The organism is Enterobacter cloacae complex sp. 2021EL-01169 (genome assembly GCF_020733125.1).
GTDB classification, from domain to species: Bacteria; Pseudomonadota; Gammaproteobacteria; order Enterobacterales; family Enterobacteriaceae; genus Enterobacter; species Enterobacter roggenkampii.
The window spans coordinates 90,375-113,916 of record NZ_JAJFTC010000002.1 but is presented as its reverse complement, the minus strand read 5'-3'; the positions used below and the strand labels follow the sequence as shown (position 1 = coordinate 113,916).

The window sequence follows — 23,542 nt, the reverse complement described above, 5'->3', positions numbered from 1 at the left end:
AATTGTGACGAACCTGTCACACTGAACGCGACATTTTAAAACGAGTGAGGAATAGGGATGAGAAAAGCACTACTCGCGCTGGCAGTCGCCGGTTCCATTTCAGCAACGTTTGGCGTACAGGCGCAAGAGACGCCGGAAGGGTATCAGCTGGAGCAAGTTTTAATCATGAGCCGTCACAACCTGCGCGCGCCGCTGGCCAATAACGGCAGCGTGCTGGAGCAGTCCACGCCGAAGCAGTGGCCGGAGTGGGAAGTGCCGGGCGGCCAGCTCACCACCAAAGGTGGCGTGCTGGAGGTGTATATGGGGCACTACATGCGCGAGTGGCTTGCGCAGCAGGGGATGGTGAAGACGGGAGAATGTCCACCGGCGGATAGCGTTTATGCTTACGCCAACAGCCTGCAGCGCACCGTCGCCACCGCGCAGTTCTTCATTACCGGCGCGTTCCCGGGCTGCGATGTGCCCGTGCACCATCAGGAAAAAATGGGCACCATGGACCCGACATTCAATCCGGTGATTACCGATAACTCGCCGGAATTCCGCGAAAAAGCGCTCAAGGCGATGGAGTCCGAGCGGCAGAAAATGCAGCTTGGTGAAAGCTACAAGCTGCTGGAGCAGATGACCCACTACGCCGACTCGCCGTCCTGCAAAGAGAAAAAAGTCTGCTCGCTGGCGGACGCGAAAGATACCTTCAGCGCCGACTATGAAAAAGAGCCCGGCGTTTCCGGGCCGCTGAAGGTGGGCAACTCGCTGGTGGACGCGTTCACGCTGCAGTATTACGAAGGCTTCCCGGCCGACCAGGTCGCCTGGGGCGAAATCAAAACCGACCAGCAGTGGCGCGTGCTGTCGAAACTGAAAAACGGCTATCAGGACTCGCTGTTTACCTCTACCGAGGTGGCGCAAAACGTGGCGAAACCGCTGGTGAAGTATATCGATAAAACGCTGGTCACCGAGCAGGCGAAAGCGCCAAAGATCACCCTGCTGGTGGGGCATGATTCGAACATTGCTTCCCTGCTCACCGCCCTCGATTTCAAACCGTACCAGCTGCACGACCAGCAGGAGCGCACCCCGATTGGCGGCAAGATTGTCTTCCAGCGCTGGCATGACAAAAATGCCAACCAGGAGCTGATGAAAATTGAGTATGTCTATCAGAGCTCAGAGCAGCTGCGCAACGCCAGCGTGCTGTCGCTGCAGTCTCCGGCGCAGCGCGTGACGCTGGAGCTGAAGGGCTGCCCGGTGGATGCGAACGGCTTCTGTCCTGTCGATAAATTCAATGCGGTGATGAATAACGCGGCGAAGTAAAGGAGAACCCCCCGCGTAATGGCGGGGGGAAACGCTTAAACGTTTTTACGTTCGATGGTTTGCTCACCCCAGAAGAGCGAGTCTTTGTCCGTTTTTTCGAAGGCGCGCACCAGCACTTCATCGTTGCCTTCTTCCCAAATCTGCTCGGCCAGCTTTTCATCGTATTTCGCGACTTCAAAGATAGCTTCGGCAATCTCCGGAGAGGTGTTGCGTAAACTTGCCCATTCGCCCACGTGGTGAGCTTTGGATTCTTGAGTTGGCATGCTTGTCCTCCTGTTGGGTGTTAGCCGTTGAGTTTTTTGGCCAGACCCGCGACGTATTCACCCTGATAGCGGGCGATAGACAGTTCTTCATTGCTTGGCTGGCGTGAACCATCCCCACCGGCAATGGTGGTTGCACCGTACGGCGTACCGCCGCGCACCTGGGAAATATCAAACAGCTCCTGCGCGCCGTAGCCAATTGGCACAATCACCATCCCGTGATGAGCAAGGGTAGTCCAGGTTGAGGTAATCGTCTGCTCCTGGCCGCCGCCGGTGCCGGTAGAGCTGAATACGCTGGCGAGTTTGCCGTAGAGCGCCCCGGATGCCCAAAGTCCGCCGGTTTGATCGAGGAAGGTGCGCATCTGGCCTGACATATTGCCGAAGCGGGTTGGGGTGCCGAAGATAATGGCATCATAATCCGCCAGCTCCTGCGGGGTGGCGACCGGGGCGTTTTGTGTTTTTCCCCCGGCTTTCGCGAAGGCTTCCGCCTGCATGGTTTCCGGTACGCGTTTCACCACAACCTCAACGCCGTCAACCCTGTTTGCACCTTCTGCTACCGCGTGAGCCATGGTTTCAATGTGTCCATACATGGAATAATAGAGCACCAGAACTTTTGCCATTTTGCTTCACTCCTCGTTGGTTTCTCTGACAGCGGATCGCTGCGCTCTTTTAAAGATATGTCATCACAGCCAGACTGCAAAAATGAACGCCATTTATTTGATTTATAACAACATGAGGAGAAAAATGGCTTTGTAGCAAAATGATACAACTTTCCCGGTGCGGATTTTTAAAATGATAAGAAAGGCTTATGAATTACCGCCGCGTCATCTCACCCGAAAGACTGAGATCATGTTGCAGGATATTACCTTCGGCTTGCCGGATAACCTCATTCCACTAAGCTTAGTTTCACGCGGCACAGATAAAGGCGTTGTCCTTGAGCCGCGAGGTGAAAGAATCCTCTTTTACTGAATGCAATATGATGTCTAATGTTTCACACTCTGGAGGTTAGAGATGGCAAACCATCGTGGTGGTTCAGGTAATTTCGCAGAAGACCGTGAAAGAGCATCAGAAGCAGGCCGTAAAGGTGGCCAGCATAGCGGGGGGAATTTTAAAAATGACCCTCAGCGCGCATCTGAGGCTGGCAAGAAAGGGGGGAAAAACAGCCATGGCGGTAATAAGTAATTCGCCGGGTTGACTCCCTGCCGCCGGGTTTCCCCCGGCGGTTTTTTTATTTCTGCAACATTGAACTGTAACCAAAGGCAACGCACACTACAGAATTGTTCTCATTTGCTGGTGCCGCATGTCTGTCTCACGCTTTAAATTCTCCGTAAAACCACAGGAAGCCATCCTCATTCTCATCACCATGTTTTGGGGCGGGACGTTTCTGGCCGTTCAGTACGCGGTGACCCTCAGCGATCCGTTCTTCTTTGTCGGCCTTCGCTTTGCGACGGCGGCGTTAGCCGTGGGGCTAATATCCCTTAAAACGCTGCGGGGTCTGACGCTGAAAGAGCTTAAGGCGGGCGTGGCGATTGGGGTGGCGATAGCCATGGGCTACAGCCTGCAGACGTGGGGATTGCAGACCATCTCCAGCAGCAAATCCGCGTTTATCACTGCCATGTATGTGCCGCTGGTGCCGCTACTGCAATGGCTGTGCCTGGGGCGGCTGCCGGGTCTGATGTCCTGTATTGGCATCGTGCTGGCGTTTATCGGTCTGATCTTACTGGCCGGGCCGGAAAACAATCTTCTGGCGCTGGGGCCGGGCGAGATCATTACCCTGATTGGGGCGATTGCCATTGCGGCGGAAATTATTCTGATCAGCGCGTGGGCGGGCAAGGTCGACGTCAAACGGGTGACGGTGGTGCAGCTCGCGACCGCGTCGCTGGTGGCCTTTGCGACCATGGTGCCGGCAGGAGAGTCCGTGCCGCCGATGTCCACGGGCCTGGTCGTGGTGGCGCTGGGGCTGGGGATTTTCAGCGCCATTATCCAGGTCACCATGAACTGGGCGCAGCGCAGCGTATCGCCAACGCGGGCAACGGTCATCTACACCGGCGAGCCGGTCTGGGCGGGCATTTTCGGGCGACTCGCCGGGGAACGTCTGCCGCTGCTGGCCCTGGTGGGCGCGGCGTTTATTGTCGCCGGGGTGCTGGTGAGCGAGTTGAAGTTAAAAAAACGACGTAAGGCGATTGCCGGGGTAGGTGCTGAACAAGGTGCAGATAGCTAACAACGCGTACGCTGCCCGTTTCGCCCGGCGGCGCTACGCTTGCGCGGGCCTACATTCCAACTGTAGGCCGGGTAAGCGTAGCGTCACCCGGCAAGAAAGTGAAACACATATCAGGTGGACGGGGTGATGGCTTCCCCTTGTGCCACATCCCTTTTCCGGCGGCTCAGCAGGGCGTTAAGCAGGATCGCGCCGAAGGTCGCCGTGCCAATCCCGCCGATCGTAAACCCGCCCAGCGTCAGGGCAAAATCGCCCGCGCCCAGCACCAGCGTGACCGCCACCATAATCAGGTTGCCGTTCTGACTAAGGTCGACGCGATGCTGCACCCAGATGCGCGCCCCGGCCACGGCGATCAGCCCAAACACCACGATTGATGCCCCGCCGATGACCGGTGACGGAATGGTATGGATCAGCGCGCCGAATTTCGGCGAGAAGCCGAGCAGCATCGCCATCACTGCCGCCGCCACGAAGACCAGCGTCGAGTAGACTTTAGTCACCGCCATCACGCCGATATTCTCGGCATAGGTGGTAACGCCGCTGCCGCCCACGGAACCGGAGAGCATGGTCGCCAGCCCGTCGCCGACGAACGCGCGGCCCATGTACGGGTCCATGCTGCGTCCGGTCATTCCCGCGACCGCCTTCAGGTGACCCAGGTTTTCCGCCACCAGGATAACGGCGACGGGGGCGATAAGCATCATCGCCTGGGTGTTAAAGGTGGGCGAGGTGATTTGCGGCAGGCCGAACCAGGCGGCCTGATGCAGCAGCGTAAAATCAACCGGCTTGCCGAGACCAAAAACGTTTGCCAGCAGGGCATATACCAGACAGGCGACAATCAACCCGACCAGGATCAGCAGCCGCTGGATCATGCCCCGCGTAAAGACCGCCACCAGACCGATGCACAGCACGGTCACGACGGCCATCCAGCTTTCAAAGGGCGAGCCGGAGACGCTTTTCACCGCAATCGGCGCAAGGTTCAGACCGATCGCCATTACTACCGCGCCAGTGACGACGGGGGGCATCATGCGTTCGATCCAGCGCGTGCCGATCTTCATCACCACCAGACCGATCAGGGTATACACCAGACCGCAGGCGATGATGCCGCCGAGGGCCACGCTCAGGTTGGGGTTGATTCCCTGGCCGTTAAACCCGGTGGTGGCGATCACCACGCCGACAAAGGCGGCGCTGGATCCCAGATAGCTGGGCACGCGCCCGCCGGTGACAAAAAAGAACAGCAGGGTGCCGATACCCGACATCAGAATCGAGAGGTTGGGATCGAGTCCCATCAGCATCGGCATTAGCACCGTGGCGCCAAACATGGCGACCGCGTGCTGGACGCCCATCACCATCGTCTGCCCGAGCGGGAGGCGTTCATCCGGCGCGACCACGCCAGCTTCTGTGGAGGTCGATTTCAACTGCCAGTGGGGAAATCCGAACATGGTCTGTCTCCTTAGAGCGCCTTAACAGGCGGGTCGCATTAGCGCGTGGTAGCCGCGGTCAAACCACACCAGCCCTTGCGGCGCCGGGTGGCGAATAATCGAAACGATGTCGCAGAACAAAATGTCATGGGTGCCGACGCTCACCACCTGGCTGATGCGGCAGTCAAACGAGGCCAGCGCATCCTCCAGACGCGGACATCCGGTGTCGCCCGTCTGCCAGCGGGCGGCGGCGAAGCGTTCTTCCATGGGCGTTTTGCCGCCAAACAGGTTTGAGAGCGGCTCCTGTCCGGCGCTGAGGGTATTCACGCAAAGGGTGCGGTTTTCGCTGAACGTCGGCCAGACGGACGCGCCGCGGTTCAGGCACACCAGCAGGGTGGGTGGTGAATCCGTAACGCTGCACACCGCGCTGGCGGTGAAGCCTGCCAGCCCCGCCGGGCCGTCGGTGGTGATGATGTTCACCGCTGCGCCAACGCAGGCCATGGCGTCGCGAAAGGTTTGCTTATCCGGTGTCGTCATGATCGCTCCTTACGCCAGCCCGCAGGCATCGTCGAAGGTCAGGCGCGGCAGGCGCCCGTAAAGTTTGCCCGGGTCGCCGTAGCCAATGTTGATCAGCAGATTGCTTTTAAGCGTCGTGCCGGTGAAAAAGGCCTCGTCGACCTTTTGGCGGTCAAAGCCCGACATCGGGCCGGTGTCCAGCCCCAGCGCGCGACAGGCGAAAATCATGTACGCGGCCTGCAGCGAGCTGTTGCGAAAAGCCGTCTCTTCCGCCAGCGCGGGGCTTGCGGTAAACCAGCTTCTGGCATCGCCGTGCGGGAACAGTTCAGGCAGGCGCTCGTAGAATTCACTGTCCCAGGCCACGATCGCCGTAACCGGGGCGGTGAGCGTTTTCTCCAGGTTGCCGCTGGAGAGCGCCGGGCGCAGCTTCTCTTTTCCCTCCGCGCTTCGCACAAACACAATCCGTGCCGGGGAGCAGTTGGCCGAGGTTGGCCCCCATTTCATCAGGTCGTAGATTTCGTGCAGCGTCTCGTCGGTGACGGCAATATCCTGCCAGCCGTTATGGGTGCGGGCGCCGGTGAACAGGGTTTCCAGCGCGGCGGGGGTAATGGCTTCGCTCATTAAGGCTCCTTATAAAGCGTGTTCATGACTGTGCAGCAGGCTGGCCAGCCCGTTCAGCAGCAGGGTGTTGAAGGTGTCCGGCTCGGTGACGTTGCAGGCATGGCCGCCCTGACGCATCACCGCGCTGTGGCTGTGCGGGATGGCCGCCTGCAGCTCAGACGAGCAGACAGAGGGCACCAGCATGTCGTCGGCGGAACAAATGATCTGTACCGGGCAGCGGATGCGTGCGGCGTGGCGGCTGAAGTCGGCCTTTTTCAGGGCGCTGAGCCGGTGCAGCAGGTTGGCTTTGCCCTGGAAATGGGCCAGCGCCAGCGCTTCTTCGGCCTCCAGACGGGGGGCGCGAGCGGCCATCCAGTCTGCCGGGTAGAGAAACAGCGGCTGCGCCTCAACCCACGCCTGTGGGCCGCCGTAATGCAGCAGGCGCTCGCGGATCTGAAAGCAGCGGCGGGTATGCGCGCTGAGGGTCAACCAGCCGTTGACGCACACCAGCGCGGTGAGGGCGTCGGGGCGGTCGAGGGCCAGCTGCAGGCCGACCAGTGCCCCCAGCGCATGGCCGACGACGCTGTAGCGGGCAATCCCGGCCTCAGCCAGCGCCTGGGCCAGTTCGTCCGCCATCTGTGCCAGGCTGTATCCTTCCGGCAGGGCGTCGGGGTTATTGCCCGTTCCGCGCTGGTCATAACACACCACCTGATACTCGGGTTCCAGCGCGGCCAGCTGGGGCAGCCAGTAGCTGCCGCTGCCGCCGAGACCGGCAATAAGGACCACCACGGGCGCACCCTCATACGGGGGCGGTGAGACGGAGAGTTTCATGCCTGCCTCACTTCGCGATGTGCGCAACGGTGGCGATCTCAACCAGCGCGTCCGGCTTCACCAGCCCGCACTGAATGCAGAATCGGGCCGGCTTATCGCCGGGGAAGAACTCCGCGTAGATTTCGTTAATCGCGGCGTAGTTTTTCCAGTCGGTAATAAAGATGCTGTTGAAGGTCACGTCTTCCATCGTGCCACCCGCCGTTTCGATCACGGTTTTGATCGTCTCCAGCACGTGGCGGGTTTGCGCCTTTGGGTCGTTGATAAACACCACGTTGTTGTCTTTATCAAACGGCAGCGTGCCGGAGACATACACCACGCCGTCGGCAAGGGTGCCGGGAACAAACGGGGCGATGGGCGTGCTGGTGCCCGGCGGGATGATTACGGATTTTGGCATCGTGTGTCTCCTCAGGCGATACGGGCGAGCGGAGGAGTCAGGGCGTCGCAGAACTCCGCAACGTTACTGACCCAGCCAAAAAAGGTTTCGATATTGAACAGGGCCGCCTTCTGGGCGAAATCCGGCCCGGCCTGATGGGTCGCGTCTTCCAGCACCACGCCGAAATACTCGAGGAAAAAGCCGTCGCGCAGGGTCGACTCCACGCAGACGTTGGTGGCAATGCCGGTGAAGACCAGATGGCGAATGCCCCGGCTGCGCAGCAGGCTGTCGAGCGGCGTGTTGAAAAAGCCGCTGTAGCGCGGTTTCGGCAGGACGATATCGTCCGCCTGCGGGACCAGCTCATCCACCAGCTGATAGTCCCAGCCGCCTTTCGCCAGCAGCTTGCCCTGCAGTTCGGGCCGTTTACGCATGGTTTTCAGGGCGTTCGACTTGTGGAAGTTGGGCGAGCCGGGGCCACCGGCCTCAACGTACTGGTCATCCCAGCCGTTCTGGAACCATATGATAAGCATGCCCGCGGCGCGCGCGGCGGCGACGGCGGTTTTGATGTTCGCGATCACAGGCCGGGTGGTGGAGACGTCGAACCCCGCCAGATCCAGATAACCGCCCTGGCTGGCGTAGGCGTTTTGCATGTCCACCACGATCAGCGCGCTCTGCTGCGGCGCAAAGGTGATGGCTTCCGGGCGTGCGTTAAGGGTTGTCATTACGCTACCTCCTTCGTGACGGCAGGGATGTGGGCGCGGCACTGCATCAGCGGCTGGATGCGCTCGCCGAAGGTCTCCACGCCGGTGAGGAAGTCATCGAAGGTCAGCAGGACGCCTTCCGCACCGGGAACGGCCGCCACTTCATCGAGCATTCTGGCAACGCTGGCGTACGAGCCGACCAGCGTGCCCATGTTGATATTGACGGCGGAGGTCGGGTCGGCCATCTGACGAACGTTGGTATCCGCCCCGGAGCGGGTGTCCTTCTGGCTCTGCTCGGTGAGCCAGCTCAGGGCTTTCTCGTCGGCGCCGTCCTTATAGCGCTCCCATTTTGCGCGCGCGGCGTCGTCGGTTTCGTCGGCAATGACCATAAACAGCACGTAGGAGCCCACGTCGCGCCCGGTTTTGTCGGCGGCCTCTTTCATGCGCGCGGCGGTCGGGGCGAAGGCGGCAGGCGTGTTAACCCCTTTACCGAAGCAGAAGTTGAAGTCGGCGTATTTCGCCGAGAATTCCATCCCGGCGTCGCTCTGCCCGGCGCAAATCACCTTCATCGGCACCGAGGGCTGCGGGCTGACGCGACAGTCGTTCATGGTGAAGAAGTCGCCCTTGAAATCGCTTTTGCCGGTACCCCACAGGTCGCGCAGGACCTGCACGTACTCGGTCAGGTAGTCGTAGCGGCGAGAGAAGTAATCGTCGCCCGGCCAGAGACCCATCTGCTCGTACTCCGGTTTTTGCCAGCCGGTCACCAGGTTGACGCCAAAGCGTCCGCCGGAGATGGAGTCGATGGTGGAGGCCATGCGTGCCACGATCGCCGGGGGCAGGGTGAGGGTGGCTGCGGTGGCGTAGATCTGGATCCGCGAGGTGACCGCGGCCAGCCCGGCCATCAGGGTGAAGGACTCCAGGTTGTGATCCCAGAATTCGGTTTTGCCGCCGAAGCCGCGCAGCTTGATCATCGAAAGCGCAAAGTCGAAATGGTAGTGCTCCGCTTTCTGCACGATGGCTTTATTCAGCTCAAAGGTCGGCATGTATTGCGGTGCAGTGGTCGAGATAAGCCAGCCGTTGTTGCCGATGGGTACAAATACGCCAATTTTCATCACGAACCTCTCTTCATTACGTCGCAGGTGTAACGGTGTTTTTGCAAAGGCAGTGCCAGTTTTGAAAATGGCAGTGTTATTAATGTGTTAATCAGAGGTTGGTGGTTTGATGTGATTAAATGTGGACTAACTGGTCAAAAACATTGCACAGAAAACAGGCATTCATGCGCGATCGGGGTGCAGGATGTCGTGGCGAGACGGGGGTTTTGCTATGCTGAGGGCAACGCAGAATAAGGAGAGCGGGAATGACACAAGGCGCAGTGAAAATACCAGGTAAACGTTCGCAGGCGGTGAGCGCCAAGAAGCAGGCGATCCTCAGCGCGGCCCTGGAGACCTTTTCGCAGTTTGGCATTCACGGCACGCGCCTGGAGCAGGTGGCGGAGCAGTCCGGGGTATCCAAAACCAATCTGCTCTACTATTACCCGTCGAAAGAGGCGCTCTATGTCGCGGTGATGCAGCAGATCCTCGATATCTGGCTGGCGCCGCTGAAAGCGTTCCGCGAGGAGCTGGCCCCGCTGGTGGCGATCAAAGAGTACATACGCCTGAAGCTGGAGGTGTCGCGCGATTACCCGCAGGCATCACGGCTGTTTTGTCTTGAGATGCTGCAGGGGGCGCCGCTGTTGCAGGCGGAGCTGACCGGAGATTTAAAACAGCTGGTGGACGATAAGTCGGCCATTATTGCCGGATGGGTGGCCAGCGGAAAGCTGGCCCCTGTCGATCCGCATCATCTGATCTTTATGATTTGGGCCTCCACCCAGCATTACGCTGACTTTGCGGCCCAGGTCGAGGCGGTGACCGGTAAAACGCTCCAGGACGAAGCGTTTTTCCACAGCACCCTGGAGAACGTGCAGCGGATGATTATCGAAGGGATCCGCTTGCGCTAGTTCCCTGGTGGGAGAGGGCAGCTTAAGTCGCCCTCTTCACACTGCATCAGCGAGGCCAGAAACGCCTCGCGCTCCACGGTTTTCTCCGCCAGGCACTGATTCACGATCATCGGCTGAACGCTGCCGCCTTCCGTCCCCGAACCGATAAACGCACAGTCCGCGTCGCGCAGGGCAATCCAGGCCTGCTGCGCCTTTTTCAGCAGCTCGCGCTGAGGGGCTTCCGCACGCTTGACGGCGGCCTGATAGGTCTGGTTGAGCTTTTTGTCGGCAGCCTGGTACTGCTGCGCGCTACAGGTATTCAGCTCAAGCTGGGTGGTCGCTTTGTCGCACTCGTCGGCCAGCGCGCTGGCGCTCAGCAGCAGCGCTGCGCCTGCGAGAAATACTCTTTTCATCATCCCCTCCGTGTAAAAAAGCCGGATGCGCTGCGCTTATCCGGCCTACGGTTGTTTTGTAGCCCCGGTAAGCGTAGCGCCACCGGGGAAAGTTTACACGATTAACCGATGGTCATCAGGCTGGCGTTACCGCCCGCTGCCGCGGTGTTGACGCTGAGGGAACGCTCCACGTACAGGCGTTCCAGCAGCAGGTTGGTTTCGCCGCGCGCGAAGCCCTGCACCGAAACAATCGCCCCGCTGCGGGCCGCAACCTGCTCGCACAGCTCGCACAGCTGGTCAGAATCACCGTGGTAAATGACGGCATCGAACGGCTGCGTCAGGAGCGCATCGGCTTTCGCGAAGTGAATGCGGGCCGAGACCGCTTTCGGCAGCTGTTTGGCCAGGTCGCGATGCAGCGCATCGTCCGGCCACAGCACTTCACACCCGGTGGCCATCGCGGCGGCCAGCTGTACCAGCGCGTCCTGCTCGTTATCCGCCACGCACAGAACGCGCTCGCGCGGCATCAGCGTCCAGGTATTGCGCTCGCCGGTCGGCCCCGGCAGCAGACGCTGCGTACCGGCCTGTGCCAGCTCGCCGTACTGCTGCGCAATCGCACGCAGCTCTGGACGATTATCAGCCCACTTAATCAGCGCGTCCAGCGGCTGGGTCAGCACGGTTTTCAGCTGCGCATCCACCGGATACTCCGCATCCTGACGCGCCAGGGTAACGCCCAGCGCGTTCTCAGGACGGTTCGCCAGCAGACGGTACAGGTAGAGCGGACCGCCCGCTTTCGGACCGGTGCCGGAGAGGCCTTCACCGCCGAACGGCTGCACGCCCACGACCGCGCCAACCATGTTGCGGTTGACGTATAGGTTGCCTACTTTGGCGCTGCCGGTCACCTGCGCGATGGTCTCGTCGATACGGGTATGCACGCCGAGCGTCAGGCCATAGCCGGAGGCGTTGATCTGCTCAACCAGCTCGTTGAGGTTGTTACGGTTGTAGCGCACCACGTGCAGTACCGGACCGAAGACCTCTTTTTTCAGCTCGTCGAAGCTCGCCAGCTCAATAAGCGTAGGCGGCACAAAGGTGCCGGAACGCCACTCGCGGGCGTCTTCGCTGTTGTCTCGCACCGCCTGGAACACCGGACGGCCTTTCGCGCGCATGGCCTGAATGTGGTTTTCAATATTGGCTTTGGCTTCCGCATCGATCACCGGCCCGATGTCGGTGGTGAGACGGCCCGGGTTGCCCATGCGGCATTCGGCCATCGCGCCGCGCAGCATTTTCAGGGTGTGGTCCGCCACGTCATCCTGCAGGCACAGCACGCGCAGGGCGGAGCAGCGCTGACCGGCGCTGTCGAAGGCGGAGGCCAGAACGTCAACTACCACCTGCTCGGTGAGGGCAGAGGAGTCGACGATCATGGCGTTCATGCCGCCGGTTTCCGCAATGAGCGGCGTAGGACGACCCTGCGCATCCAGACGGGTGGCAATATTGCGCTGCAGCAGCGAGGCCACTTCGGTCGAACCGGTAAACATCACGCCGCGCACGCGGTTATCGGAGGTCAGTTTGGCGCCCACGGTTTCACCGCGGCCCGGCAGCAGCTGGACCACGCCCGCCGGTACGCCTGCCTCCAGAAGAATGTTGATGCCCTGTGCGGCAATCAGCGGGGTCTGCTCCGCCGGTTTTGCCAGCACGCTGTTGCCTGCGGCCAGGGCGGCGGCAATCTGGCCGGTGAAGATCGCCAGCGGGAAGTTCCACGGGCTGATACAGACGACCGGGCCGAGCGGACGGTGGGTTTCGTTGTCGAAATCATCGCGCACCTGACCGGCGTAGTAGTGCAGGAAGTCGACCGCCTCGCGCACTTCGGCGATGGCGTTGCTGAAGGTTTTACCCGCTTCGCGCACCAGAATGCCGATGAGCGACTGCATCTGATCTTCCATCAGCACCGCCGCGCGTTCCAGAATGGCGGCACGCTCCTGCGGCGGGGTGGCGAACCAGATAGGGGCGTTATTCACCGCGCTGTCCAGCGCCTGATCCACCTCCGCTTCGGTGGCTTCACGCACGTAGCCGACGATATCTTTTGGCTCCGCCGGGTTGATGACCGGCTGCATGTCGCCGTCAGCAACGGGCTGCTCCAGCATCGGTTTCGCCTGCCACTTCTGCAGCGCGCTGTTGAGTAGGGCAGAGGAGAGGGATGCCAGACGGTGTTCGTTGGCGAGATCCAGCCCCGCCGAGTTGACGCGGCCTTTGCCGTACAGCTCGCGCGGCAGGGCAATCTTCGGATGCGGCAGACCAATCTGGCCTTCCTGCGCCGCCATCTTCTCAACGGCCTGCACCGGATCGGCGACCAGCTCGTCGAGCGGCAGCGTGGTGTCAGCGATGCGGTTAACGAAGGAGGTGTTCGCCCCGTTCTCCAGCAGACGACGCACCAGGTAGGCCAGCAGGGTTTCGTGGGTGCCTACCGGGGCATAGATACGGCACGGGCGGTTAAGCTTGCCGTCCGCCACTTTACCGGTCACCTGCTCGTACAGCGGTTCACCCATGCCGTGCAGGCACTGGAATTCGTACTGGCCCGGGTAGTAGTTCTGCCCGGCCAGGCTGTAAATGGCCGCAAGGGTGTGGGCGTTGTGGGTGGCGAACTGCGGATAGATCAGGTTCGGCACGCTGAGCAGCTTTTTCGCGCAGGCGAGGTAAGAGACGTCGGTGTAGACCTTGCGGGTGTAGACCGGATAGCCTTCCAGCCCTTCCATCTGGGCGCGTTTGATTTCGCTGTCCCAGTAGGCCCCTTTCACCAGGCGGATCATCAGGCGACGGCGGCTGCGGCTGGCCAGGTCAATCAGGTAATCAATGACGAACGGGCAGCGCTTCTGGTAGGCCTGGATCACGAAGCCAATGCCGTTCCAGCCCGCCAGCTCCGGTTCGAAGCACAGTTTTTCCAGCAGATCGAGGGAGATCTCCAGACGGTCGGACTCTTCGGCGTCGATGTTGATGCCGATATCATACTGGCGCGCCAGCAGGGTCAGGGACTTCAGGCGCGGGTAGAGCTCTTCCATTACCCGATCGTACTGCGCGCGGCTGTAGCGCGGGTGCAGAGCGGAGAGCTTAATGGAGATGCCCGGGCCTTCATAAATACCGCGACCGTTGGACGCTTTACCGATGGCGTGGATCGCCTGCTGGTAAGAAACCATGTAGGCCTGCGCGTCGGCGGCGGTCAGCGCCGCTTCGCCCAGCATGTCGTAGGAATAGCGGAAACCTTTATCTTCCAGCTTACGGGCGTTCGCCAGCGCTTCGGCAATGGTTTCCCCGGTGACGAACTGCTCGCCCATCAGGCGCATCGCCATGTCCACGCCCTTGCGGATCAGCGGCTCGCCGCTCTTGCCGATGATGCGGTTCAGGGAGCGGGAGAGGTTGGCTTCGTTATGGGTCGAGACCAGTTTGCCGGTGAACAGCAGGCCCCAGGTCGCCGCGTTAACGAACAGCGACGGGCTGCGGCCAATGTGCGAATGCCAGTTGCCGTTGCTGATCTTGTCTCGGATCAGCGCGTCGCGGGTGGCTTTATCCGGAATACGCAGCAGCGCTTCCGCCAGGCACATCAGCGCCACGCCTTCCTGTGAGGAGAGGGAAAACTCCTGCAGCAGACCCTGAACCATCCCGGCGCGGCCGGTGGCGGTTTTCTGGTTACGCAGTTTGTCAGCCAGCTGGTACGCCAGGCTGTGCGCCTGTGCGGCAATAGCTTCCGGCAGACGGGCCTGCTCCAGCAGCATCGGTACGGCGTCGGTTTCGGCGCGACGGTACGCACCGGTGATGGCGGCACGGCTGACGGACTGCGGGAGGATCTGCTCGGCGAATTCGAGGAACGGCTGATGGCTTTCATCGCCAGCGGCTGGCGCGTCTTCGCTTTCATTGGCGGCACCGGCGAGCAGGGCAGGCAGCTCCGGCAGGCCCTCGTCGCTCTCGAGTCTTTCGAGATAGTTAAAAATCGCCTGCTTAATTAACCAGTGCGGCGTGCGATCAATGCGGGTTGCTGCGGTCTTAATCCGTTCGCGGGTCGCGTCATCCAGCTTAACCCCCATGGTGGTCATACCCATGCCAAAGCTCCTGTTGTGCTTTCATCGTGTTTGGTCGTTAGCGTGAAATATCCACCATGTTGCAACTTTGTGCAACCGTGTTAAATGTGACCTGGTTTGCAACCCAGAAAATGAATGGATTGTTAACGAATGGTTAGCTGGAAAAACGTGCTGGCTTTGTCGCGGAAAGCCTGGTTTTATGCGGGAGTTAACACTTTTCAAAGGTGCAACCCGTAAAAGCGTGAGCGAGTGCAACCTATAGGAAACTCGTATCAAACCGGGGATGAAATTGATGTAAATGCAGTGTTAAATCGTTTGTCAGCGGAGGGCGCATACGGCAGGATAGCGCGCCCAACCGAAACACAAGATACCGTCACCTCGTTCCGGTGATCATATAACAAGGCAACCCGGATGGTTGTCGCTCGACACTTTTGGAGAATTTGAATGGCAATTAGCACACCGATGCTGGTGACATTTCTCGTTTATATTTTTGGCATGATCCTGATAGGGTTTTTGGCGTGGCGTTCCACGAAAAACTTTGACGACTACATTCTGGGCGGACGCAGTTTAGGCCCGATGGTGACCGCACTCTCCGCGGGCGCATCGGACATGAGCGGATGGCTGCTGATGGGTCTGCCGGGTGCGATTTTTATCTCCGGTATCTCGGAAAGCTGGATCGCCATCGGTCTGACCGTGGGCGCGTGGATCAACTGGAAGCTGGTGGCGGGCCGTCTGCGCGTGCATACCGAGGCTAACAATAATGCCCTGACGCTGCCGGATTACTTCACCGGACGCTTTGAAGATAACAGCCGCATTCTGCGCATTATCTCTGCCGTGGTTATCCTGCTGTTCTTTACCATCTACTGTGCCTCCGGCATCGTGGCGGGCGCGCGCCTGTTCGAAAGCACCTTCGGCATGAGCTACGAAACCGCCCTGTGGGCCGGTGCGGCGGCGACCATCCTCTATACCTTCGTGGGCGGGTTCCTGGCGGTAAGCTGGACCGACACCGTGCAGGCGAGCCTGATGATCTTTGCCCTGATCCTGACCCCGGTGATTGTGATTTTCACCGTTGGCGGCTTTGGCGAATCGCTGGAAGTGATCAAGCAGAAGAGCATTGAAAACGTCGACATGCTGAAAGGGCTGAACTTTGTCGCCATCGTCTCCCTGATGGGCTGGGGTCTGGGCTACTTCGGTCAGCCGCACATTCTGGCGCGCTTTATGGCGGCTGATTCTCATCACACCATCGTTCATGCGCGTCGCATCAGCATGACGTGGATGATTTTGTGTCTGGCGGGCGCGTGTGCGGTCGGTTTCTTCGGTATCGCCTACTTTAATAACAACCCGGCGCAGGCGGGCGCGGTGAACCAGAACGCCGAACGCGTATTTATCGAGCTGGCGCAGATTCTGTTTAACCCGTGGATTGCCGGTATTCTGCTCTCTGCGATCCTGGCGGCGGTGATGTCCACCCTGAGCTGTCAGCTGCTGGTCTGCTCCAGTGCAATCACCGAAGACCTCTATAAGGCCTTCCTGCGTAAAAACGCGAGCCAGAAAGAGCTGGTGTGGGTAGGGCGCTTTATGGTGCTGCTGGTGGCGCTGGTGGCGATTGCGCTGGCGGCCAACCCGGAAAACCGCGTGCTGGGTCTCGTGAGCTACGCGTGGGCGGGCTTCGGTGCGGCGTTTGGTCCGGTCGTCCTGTTCTCCGTCATGTGGTCCCGTATGACCCGTAACGGCGCGCTGGCGGGGATGATTATCGGTGCGGTGACCGTTATCGTCTGGAAACAGTTCGCCTGGCTGGGCCTGTACGAAATCATTCCTGGCTTCATCTTCGGCAGCATCGGTATCGTGGTCTTCAGCCTGCTGGGTAAAGCACCGTCTGCCTCCATGCAGAAACGCTTTGCGGAAGCCGACGCGCATTACCACTCCGCGCCGCCGTCTAAGCTGCAGCCGGAATAATTTTTCCCACGGAAAACCGTTGGCCGGGTAAGCGCAAGCGCACCCGGCTTTTTTCTTGCCAAAATCCGTCTTTTCCTGTGATATCCCTGTGCTTATAACAATGAGGATAGCGAAGCATGACAATCAAAACAGGGTTAATGGCGGCGGCATTATTGATGCTGGCGGGCTGCAGCGCGCCATCGCAACACGCGGCGGTGGAGACCTGCAAAGCGGATAGCCAGATGCAGCAAACCACGCTCTATTTCGGCTTAAACCGTCCTGCCGGGGCGCAGATTACCAGCAACGAGTGGCAGCAGTTTGTTGACCAGGACGTGACGCCGCGCTTTCGCGATGGCTTAACGGTGTTTGATGCCCGCGGGCAGTGGCTGGGGAACGACGGAAAAGTGGCGCGCGAGCCGAGCAAGGCGCTAATGCTGATCCACGGTAAAGATGCGCAGAGCGAGAAGAACATCGAAGCGTTACGCGGGATTTATAAGTCTCGCTTCGCGCAGGAGTCGGTGATGCGTGTCGATCAGCCGGTGTGCGTGCAGTTTTAATGAAAACGGCGGGAATTCCCGCCGTTGTTGTTTTGTAGGCCGGGATCGCTGCGCGCCACCCGGCATTGCATCAGAGCACCAACCCCGCAAAGCTCGCCGACAGCAAACTCACCAGCGTCGCGCCGTACACCAGACGCAGCCCGAAACGCGATACCACGTTACCCTGCTGCTCGTTCAGGCCCTTAATCGCCCCGGCCACGATGCCGATGGAGGCAAAGTTCGCGAACGAGACGAGGAAGACGGATAAAATCCCCAGCCCGCGCGGGGACATCTGGTGGGCTATTTTCTGCAGCTCAATCATCGCCACAAATTCATTCGCCACCAGCTTGGTCGCCATAATGCTGCCCGCGTTTAAGGCGTCGCTCAGCGGAATCCCTACCAGCCACGCCAGGGGATAAAATACATAGCCCAGGATCTGCTGGAAGCTCATGCCAAATACGCTGGAGAAGAGGGCATTAACGGCGCTAATAAGCGCGATAAAGCCAATCAGCATCGCCAGAATAATCATCGCCACCTTAAAACCGGCCAGAATATACTCGCCGAGCATCTCGAAGAAGCTCTGGGATTCATGCAGTTTTTCGAGCTTAACATCCGGTTCCGCTTCCGGGCGCGCCGGGTTGATGACCGAGAGGATAATGAAGGTGCTGAACATGTTGAGAATCAGCGCCGCGACGACATATTTGGCGTCGAGCATGGTCATATACGCCCCGACAATCGACAGTGAGACCGTCGACATGGCCGTGGCCGCCATGGTGAACAGACGACGCGAGGAGAGATCGCCCAGCACGCCTTTGTAGGCAATGAAGTTTTCCGACTGGCCGAGGATCAGCGAGCTCACCGCGTTAAAGGATTCCAGCTTGCCCATACCGTTCAGTTTTGACAGCAGCGTACCGATTACCCGAATAAAAATTGGCAGGATCCGCCAGTGCTGAAGAATACCGATCAGTGCGGAAATAAAAATAATCGGACAAAGCACGCCGAGGAAAATGAACGCCAGCCCTTTTTCTCCCATACCGCCAAAGACGAAATTGGTGCCTTCGCCAGCAAATTTGAGCAGTGACTCAAAAAATCCCGAGACGTATTTAATCAGGAATAACCCGCTTTCGGCGTGCAGGAAAAAGAACGCCAGCGCAATTTCAATAACAATCAGCTGTAAAACAAAACGAACCCGAATTTTCCGGCGGTCAAAACTCGTAAGCCAGGCGAGCGCAAGAATAATCACCAGCGCCAGCAGGAAATGGACAATTTTAAACATGGTTTATTTTCAGTTAGGTTGTGAGGCGGATATTTAGCCACAGCCCTGAATCAGCGTAAATGGGCATTTTCGTTATAACTTATAAACCTGAACGTTACGTACGTCACTATTATCAGGCTTTGCGTTTACAACTCGTCATCAAAACACCGCACATTTCGCTTGTTTTTCTTTCCGTCGTAATGATAATCACTATCACAAGAATTTACCTTTCTTTGCATCAGTTGACCGCGATAAACATTTAAGGTGTCGGCATGTTTGTTCCATTTCTCATTATGTTACGTGAAGGGCTCGAAGCCGCCCTTATCGTGAGCCTCATCGCCAGTTATCTGAAGCGAACCCAGCGCGGGCGCTGGATTGGCGTCATGTGGGTCGGGGTATTCCTTGCCGCGGCGCTCTGCCTGGGCCTGGGCATTCTCATTAACGAAACTACCGGCGAGTTCCCGCAGAAAGAGCAGGAGCTGTTTGAAGGTATCGTCGCCGTGATTGCGGTGGTGATCCTCACCTGGATGGTGTTCTGGATGCGTAAAGTCTCGCGTAACGTGAAGGTGCAGCTGGAGCAGGCGGTGGATAACGCGCTGCAGAAGGGGAACAACCACGGCTGGGCGCTCATTATGATGGTCTTTTTCGCCGTCGCGCGTGAAGGGCTGGAGTCTGTTTTCTTCCTGCTGGCGGCGTTTCAGCAGGATGTGGGGATCTGGCCTCCGCTGGGGGCCGTGCTGGGCCTCGCCACGGCCGTGGTGCTCGGTTTCCTGCTGTACTGGGGCGGTATCCGCCTGAACCTGGGCGCCTTCTTCAAGTGGACCAGCCTGTTTATTCTGCTGGTGGCGGCGGGTCTGGCGGCTGGGGCGATTCGCGCCTTCCATGAAGCGGGCCTGTGGAACCATTTCCAGGACGTGGCGTTTGACCTCAGCAACGTTCTCTCCACGCACTCTCTGACCGGCACCCTGCTCGAAGGTATCTTCGGCTATCAGGAAACGCCGAGCGTCAGCGAGGTGGCGATGTACTTTATTTATCTGGTTCCGGCGTTGGTGCTGTTCGCCATGCCGCCGCGTACCGGCACGCAGGCGTCGCGCGTTGCGCCGTAATCTTTGATTTAGTGACAACATACTTTTAAAGGGAAGAGTCATGGCAATTCAGTTCCGTCGTAGTGCGTTATGCGCAGGCATTGCCGCGCTGTTCGCTTCTGCATTCTCCGCCTGGGGCGCGGATGTTCCACAGGTAAAGGTCACCGTCAACGACAAGCAGTGTGAGCCGATGACCCTCACGGTGAACAGCGGTAAAACCCAGTTTATTATTCAGAACCACAGCCAGAAGGCGCTGGAGTGGGAGATCCTGAAAGGGGTTCTGGTGGTGGAGGAGCGCGAAAACATCGCCCCTGGCTTCAGCCAGAAGATGACCGCCAACCTGCAGCCGGGCGAGTATGAGATGACCTGCGGCCTGCTGACCAACCCGAAAGGGAAGCTGATCGTCAAAGGTGAAGTGACGGCCGATGCGGCGAAAGGCGCGGCGGTGCTGAGCCTGGGCGACGCGATTACGGCTTATAAAGCCTATGTCACGAAAGAGACGGCGGAGCTGGCGACGGCAACCAAAGCCTTTACCGATGCGGTGAAGGCCGGGGATATCGAAAAAGCGAAATCCCTCTATGCGCCAACCCGTCAGCACTACGAGCGCATCGAGCCGATCGCCGAGCTGTTCTCTGACCTTGATGGCAGCATCGATGCCCGTGAAGATGATTTCGAGCAGAAGGCCGCCGATCCGAAATTCACCGGTTTCCACCGTCTGGAGAAAGCCCTGTTTGGCGACAACACCACCAAAGGGATGGAGAAATACGCTGAGCAGCTGAACAGCGACGTGCTGGAGCTGCAAAAGCGCATCAGCGAGCTGGCCTTCCCGCCGTCTAAAGTGGTGGGCGGCGCGGCCGGTCTGATTGAAGAAGTGGCCGCGAGCAAAATCAGCGGTGAAGAGGATCGCTACAGCCATACCGATCTGTGGGACTTCCAGGCTAACGTCGACGGCGCGCAGAAAATTGTTAACCTGCTGCGTCCTCAGCTGCAGAAAGAGAACGGCGAACTGCTGGCCAAGGTGGACGCCAACTTCAAAAAGGTCGACACCATTCTGGCGAAGTACCGTACCAAAGACGGCTTTGAAACCTACGACAAGCTGACCGATGCCGACCGTAACGCGCTGAAAGGCCCGATTACCGCCCTGGCGGAAGATCTCTCCCTGCTGCGTGGCGTACTGGGTCTGGACTAAGCACGATGGATAAGCACAACGAGAGCGACGTGGCAGAGCCCTCACGTCGTCGGCTGTTAAAAGGGGTAGGGGCGCTGGGAGGCGCGCTTGCTCTGGCTGGCGGGTGTCCGGTGGCGCACGCGGCGAAACCGCAAAGCGCGCCCGGCACGCTGTCACCCAACGCCCGCATGGAGACGCAGCCGTTTTATGGCGAGCATCAGGCGGGCATTCTGACGCCGCAGCAGGCGTCGATGATGCTGGTGGCCTTTGATTCGCTGGCCAGCGATAAAGCCGATCTGGAACGCCTGTTCCGCCTGCTGACGACGCGCATCGCGTTTCTGACCGCCGGTGGACCGGCGCCCGATACGCCGAACCCGCGTCTGCCGCCAATGGACTCCGGCATTCTGGGGCCTTTCATCGCCCCGGATAACCTGACCATTACCGTTTCGCTGGGTGAATCGCTGTTTGACGCGCGCTACGGGCTGGCAAAACAGAAGCCGAAGGCGTTGCAAAAAATGACGCGCTTCCCGAATGATTCCCTGGACGCCGCCCTCTGCCACGGCGATCTGCTTCTGCAGATTTGCGCCAATACGCAGGACACGGTAATCCACGCCCTGCGCGACATCATTAAGCACACGCCGGATCTGCTGAGCGTGCGCTGGAAGCGGGAAGGGTTTATCTCTGACCACGCCGCCCGCAGCAAAGGGAAAGAGACACCGGTGAACCTGCTGGGCTTCAAGGACGGCACGGCCAACCCGGACAGCCATGATAGTGCGCTCATGAAGGAGGTGGTGTGGGTCACTGCCGATCAGGGCGAACCGGCATGGGCGGTGGGCGGTAGCTATCAGGCGGTGCGCATTATTCAGTTCCACGTGGAGTTCTGGGACCGCACGCCGCTCAAAGAGCAGCAGACGATCTTCGGTCGCGATAAGCAAAGCGGGGCGCCGCTCGGCATGAAGAACGAGCATGATGTGCCTGACTACGCCCGCGATCCGAATGGCGACGTGATTGCGCTGGACAGCCATATTCGTCTGGCCAATCCGCGTACCAAAGAGACGCAGTCCAGTCTGATGATGCGTCGGGGATACAGCTATTCGCTCGGCGTGACCAATTCCGGTCAGCTCGATATGGGGCTGCTGTTCGTCTGCTATCAGCACGATCTCGAGAAGGGGTTCCTGACGGTACAGAAGCGCTTAAACGGCGAAGCGCTGGAAGAGTACATTAAACCTATCGGCGGCGGCTATTTCTTTGCCCTGCCAGGCGTGCGCGACAGCAACGCGTATCTCGCGCAGGGTCTTATTGAAGCCTGATAATTGTCCCCGCAACCGTTCGCGGGGACATTATTTTTTCATATGACTATCCTGCTGTTATATTTCTGTAATATTTCTATATGAGACTGATTTCAACTGTAGGGACAGTCCTAAAAGTTGCATTCAGGTAAAATAAATGTTGCATTTATGATAACTCCTGATGTACTTAAGATAAGACAGCGGTAGTTCCCGGCAGTGATGCTGAATCACTATGGAGATCGCGAATGGTTGCGTCCTGTACTGGACAAGGTAAACATAACAACCGCAGCACCCGGCGCGGAGGCTCAGACTCCGGCAGCGATTTCCTCACCACTAAATTTTCCCCCCTCCCTCAAGAATCTGATTCGACCGACGTGCAGAACGGTGCGCGTAGCTGTTCCGTATCGTCATCCGATAGTGCAAGCAATGGCTTACAAGGAAGCCAACCCTCTGATGTTCGTGCGCATAATCGTGCCGACGCTGGCGCGTGTGATGAATACCAACAACTCAAGGTGCTATCCATGGGAAGACAAAAAGCAGTGATCAAAGCTCGTCGCGAAGCAAAACGTGTGCTGAGACGGGATTCACGTAGCCATAAACAGCGTGAAGAAGAATCGGTCACCTCGCTTGTGCAGATGAGTGGCGTAGAGGCAATTGGCATGGCCCGTGACAGCCGTGATAATTCTCCAATTGTTGCGCGTAATGAGGCTCAGGCGCACTACCTGAATGCTATCGAGAGTAAACAGCTCATCTTTGCAACCGGTGAAGCCGGATGCGGGAAAACCTGGATCAGTGCAGCCAAAGCGGCGGAAGCGCTGATCCATAAGGACGTGGAAAGAATCATTGTTACCCGTCCGGTACTGCAGGCTGATGAAGATCTCGGCTTCTTGCCCGGTGACATTTCGGAGAAGTTTGCCCCGTACTTCAGGCCCGTCTATGACGTGCTGGTGAAGCGGCTGGGTGCATCCTTCATGCAGTACTGCCTGCGGCCAGAGATTGGCAAGGTGGAAATCGCGCCGTTCGCCTATATGCGCGGACGTACATTTGAAAATGCGGTCGTCATTCTTGACGAGGCTCAGAACGTGACCGCTGCGCAAATGAAGATGTTTTTAACGCGCCTCGGGGAGAACGTGACGGTTATCGTTAACGGCGATATTACCCAGTGTGACCTGCCGTCCGGCGTAAAATCCGGACTGAGCGACGCCATGTCACGTTTTGAGGAAGATGAGATGATTGGGGTGGTACGCTTCACCAAAGATGACTGCGTGCGCTCGGCGCTCTGCCAGCGCACGCTGCAAGCGTATTACTGAGTGTGCAGTTGCGTTCAAGGCCCGGGAAACCGGGCTTTGTTTTATGTGCAGGCATGTTTTCGGGTGGCGCTGCGCTTACCCGACCTACAATACCCGTAGGCCGGGTAAGCGCAGCGCCAACAGGCATAAAGAGCGCAGGGAGTTTCAAGGTTCGAATCCCCCCTTTCGGAGAATATAAAAGAAAAAAGCCCGTACTTTCGTACGAGCTCTCATCTCGAATATGGCGGTGAGGGGGGGATTCGAACCCCCGATACGTTGCCGTATACACACTTTCCAGGCGTGCTCCTTCAGCCACTCGGACACCTCACCATATTGTTTTGCTG

Annotated in this window: 22 protein-coding genes and 1 tRNA gene; 10 read left to right on the top strand and 13 right to left on the bottom strand. The window is 58.9% G+C overall.

The window, feature by feature from the left end; genetic code table 11:
• The first annotated feature begins 57 nt into the window (after nucleotides 1-57).
• Entirely contained in the window at nucleotides 58-1,299 is a 1,242-nt protein-coding gene (gene agp, locus LLF79_RS06900; protein WP_126305746.1) for a bifunctional glucose-1-phosphatase/inositol phosphatase, read from the top strand.
• Nucleotides 1,300-1,334: 35 nt separating this feature from the next.
• Here the strand turns inward: agp and LLF79_RS06895 are convergent, their stop codons facing one another.
• Complete coding sequence (locus LLF79_RS06895; RefSeq protein ID WP_008499832.1) at nucleotides 1,335-1,562, bottom strand: YccJ family protein; 228 nt, start codon at nucleotides 1,560-1,562, stop codon at nucleotides 1,335-1,337.
• 20 nt (nucleotides 1,563-1,582) lie between these two features.
• A complete protein-coding gene (wrbA, locus tag LLF79_RS06890) occupies nucleotides 1,583-2,179 on the bottom strand; it encodes an NAD(P)H:quinone oxidoreductase (protein WP_008499831.1) in 597 nt (198 codons plus the stop codon).
• A 391-nt stretch (nucleotides 2,180-2,570) separates the two neighbouring features.
• On the opposite strand from wrbA, the gene LLF79_RS06885 reads away from it, so the two are divergent.
• Together LLF79_RS06885 and LLF79_RS06880 are read left to right on the top strand one after the other, a co-directional pair.
• Nucleotides 2,571-2,741 carry a general stress protein gene (locus tag LLF79_RS06885; protein ID WP_013097201.1) on the top strand — a complete coding sequence of 57 codons (171 nt, stop codon included), beginning with the start codon at nucleotides 2,571-2,573 and terminating at the stop codon, nucleotides 2,739-2,741.
• A 118-nt stretch (nucleotides 2,742-2,859) separates the two neighbouring features.
• The gene (locus LLF79_RS06880; RefSeq protein WP_023327076.1) at nucleotides 2,860-3,780 is read left to right on the top strand and encodes a DMT family transporter; all 921 of its coding nucleotides are present in this window, start codon (nucleotides 2,860-2,862) and stop codon (nucleotides 3,778-3,780) included.
• Nucleotides 3,781-3,890: 110 nt separating this feature from the next.
• Here LLF79_RS06880 and rutG read toward each other — a convergent pair whose 3' ends face one another.
• From rutG to rutA, 7 genes are read right to left on the bottom strand one after another with little or no spacing between them, the layout of a single operon-like run.
• Nucleotides 3,891-5,213: a pyrimidine utilization transport protein G gene (gene rutG, locus LLF79_RS06875; RefSeq protein ID WP_044596837.1), complete on the bottom strand. Its 1,323-nt coding sequence runs from the start codon at nucleotides 5,211-5,213 to the stop codon at nucleotides 3,891-3,893.
• Nucleotides 5,214-5,234: 21 nt separating this feature from the next.
• A complete protein-coding gene (gene rutF / locus LLF79_RS06870) occupies nucleotides 5,235-5,729 on the bottom strand; it encodes an NADH-dependent FMN reductase RutF (RefSeq protein WP_023292823.1) in 495 nt (164 codons plus the stop codon).
• A gap of 9 nt (nucleotides 5,730-5,738) precedes the next feature.
• A complete protein-coding gene (locus tag LLF79_RS06865) occupies nucleotides 5,739-6,329 on the bottom strand; it encodes a malonic semialdehyde reductase (RefSeq protein WP_126287632.1) in 591 nt (196 codons plus the stop codon).
• Nucleotides 6,330-6,338: 9 nt separating this feature from the next.
• The gene (gene rutD / locus LLF79_RS06860) at nucleotides 6,339-7,139 is read right to left on the bottom strand and encodes a pyrimidine utilization protein D (RefSeq protein WP_021240807.1); all 801 of its coding nucleotides are present in this window, start codon (nucleotides 7,137-7,139) and stop codon (nucleotides 6,339-6,341) included.
• A 7-nt stretch (nucleotides 7,140-7,146) separates the two neighbouring features.
• The gene (rutC, locus tag LLF79_RS06855) at nucleotides 7,147-7,533 is read right to left on the bottom strand and encodes a pyrimidine utilization protein C (RefSeq protein ID WP_008499822.1); all 387 of its coding nucleotides are present in this window, start codon (nucleotides 7,531-7,533) and stop codon (nucleotides 7,147-7,149) included.
• 11 nt (nucleotides 7,534-7,544) lie between these two features.
• Nucleotides 7,545-8,234: a pyrimidine utilization protein B gene (gene rutB, locus LLF79_RS06850; RefSeq protein ID WP_227879296.1), complete on the bottom strand. Its 690-nt coding sequence runs from the start codon at nucleotides 8,232-8,234 to the stop codon at nucleotides 7,545-7,547.
• A complete protein-coding gene (rutA, locus tag LLF79_RS06845; protein ID WP_227879295.1) occupies nucleotides 8,234-9,325 on the bottom strand; it encodes a pyrimidine utilization protein A in 1,092 nt (363 codons plus the stop codon). Before rutA ends, rutB begins: the two co-directional genes overlap by 1 nt.
• Before the next feature lie 245 nt (nucleotides 9,326-9,570).
• Here rutA and rutR point away from each other — a divergent pair, with 245 nt between their 5' ends.
• Complete coding sequence (gene rutR / locus LLF79_RS06840; protein WP_039023902.1) at nucleotides 9,571-10,209, top strand: HTH-type transcriptional regulator RutR; 639 nt, start codon at nucleotides 9,571-9,573, stop codon at nucleotides 10,207-10,209.
• On the opposite strand, the gene LLF79_RS06835 is transcribed toward rutR, so the two are convergent.
• Entirely contained in the window at nucleotides 10,206-10,601 is a 396-nt protein-coding gene (locus tag LLF79_RS06835; RefSeq protein WP_021240804.1) for a lysozyme inhibitor LprI family protein, read from the bottom strand. The genes rutR and LLF79_RS06835 overlap by 4 nt on opposite strands.
• Before the next feature lie 101 nt (nucleotides 10,602-10,702).
• Nucleotides 10,703-14,665, bottom strand: coding sequence for a trifunctional transcriptional regulator/proline dehydrogenase/L-glutamate gamma-semialdehyde dehydrogenase (gene putA, locus LLF79_RS06830; protein WP_227879294.1), 3,963 nt, complete (start codon nucleotides 14,663-14,665; stop codon nucleotides 10,703-10,705).
• 423 nt (nucleotides 14,666-15,088) lie between these two features.
• Between putA and putP the strand changes: the two genes are divergently transcribed.
• Both putP and LLF79_RS06820 read left to right on the top strand, forming a co-directional pair.
• Complete coding sequence (putP, locus tag LLF79_RS06825) at nucleotides 15,089-16,597, top strand: sodium/proline symporter PutP (RefSeq protein WP_008499815.1); 1,509 nt, start codon at nucleotides 15,089-15,091, stop codon at nucleotides 16,595-16,597.
• A 116-nt stretch (nucleotides 16,598-16,713) separates the two neighbouring features.
• Complete coding sequence (locus tag LLF79_RS06820) at nucleotides 16,714-17,133, top strand: DUF3574 domain-containing protein (RefSeq protein WP_032651277.1); 420 nt, start codon at nucleotides 16,714-16,716, stop codon at nucleotides 17,131-17,133.
• 70 nt (nucleotides 17,134-17,203) lie between these two features.
• Here the strand turns inward: LLF79_RS06820 and LLF79_RS06815 are convergent, their stop codons facing one another.
• A complete protein-coding gene (locus tag LLF79_RS06815) occupies nucleotides 17,204-18,388 on the bottom strand; it encodes a NupC/NupG family nucleoside CNT transporter (RefSeq protein ID WP_021240801.1) in 1,185 nt (394 codons plus the stop codon).
• Nucleotides 18,389-18,639: 251 nt separating this feature from the next.
• On the opposite strand from LLF79_RS06815, the gene efeU reads away from it, so the two are divergent.
• The 4 genes from efeU (at nucleotide 18,640) to phoH (ending at nucleotide 23,219) form a co-directional block, all read left to right on the top strand.
• Entirely contained in the window at nucleotides 18,640-19,473 is an 834-nt protein-coding gene (efeU, locus tag LLF79_RS06810) for an iron uptake transporter permease EfeU (RefSeq protein ID WP_008503506.1), read from the top strand.
• A gap of 40 nt (nucleotides 19,474-19,513) precedes the next feature.
• Nucleotides 19,514-20,641, top strand: coding sequence for an iron uptake system protein EfeO (gene efeO, locus LLF79_RS06805; protein ID WP_008503507.1), 1,128 nt, complete (start codon nucleotides 19,514-19,516; stop codon nucleotides 20,639-20,641).
• Nucleotides 20,642-20,646: 5 nt separating this feature from the next.
• Complete coding sequence (gene efeB / locus LLF79_RS06800; protein ID WP_032651282.1) at nucleotides 20,647-21,930, top strand: iron uptake transporter deferrochelatase/peroxidase subunit; 1,284 nt, start codon at nucleotides 20,647-20,649, stop codon at nucleotides 21,928-21,930.
• A gap of 500 nt (nucleotides 21,931-22,430) precedes the next feature.
• The gene (phoH, locus tag LLF79_RS06795; RefSeq protein ID WP_008503509.1) at nucleotides 22,431-23,219 is read left to right on the top strand and encodes a phosphate starvation-inducible protein PhoH; all 789 of its coding nucleotides are present in this window, start codon (nucleotides 22,431-22,433) and stop codon (nucleotides 23,217-23,219) included.
• Nucleotides 23,220-23,440: 221 nt separating this feature from the next.
• On the opposite strand, the gene LLF79_RS06790 is transcribed toward phoH, so the two are convergent.
• Nucleotides 23,441-23,528, bottom strand: a tRNA-Ser gene (locus LLF79_RS06790).
• Between the last annotated feature and the right edge of the window lie 14 nt (nucleotides 23,529-23,542).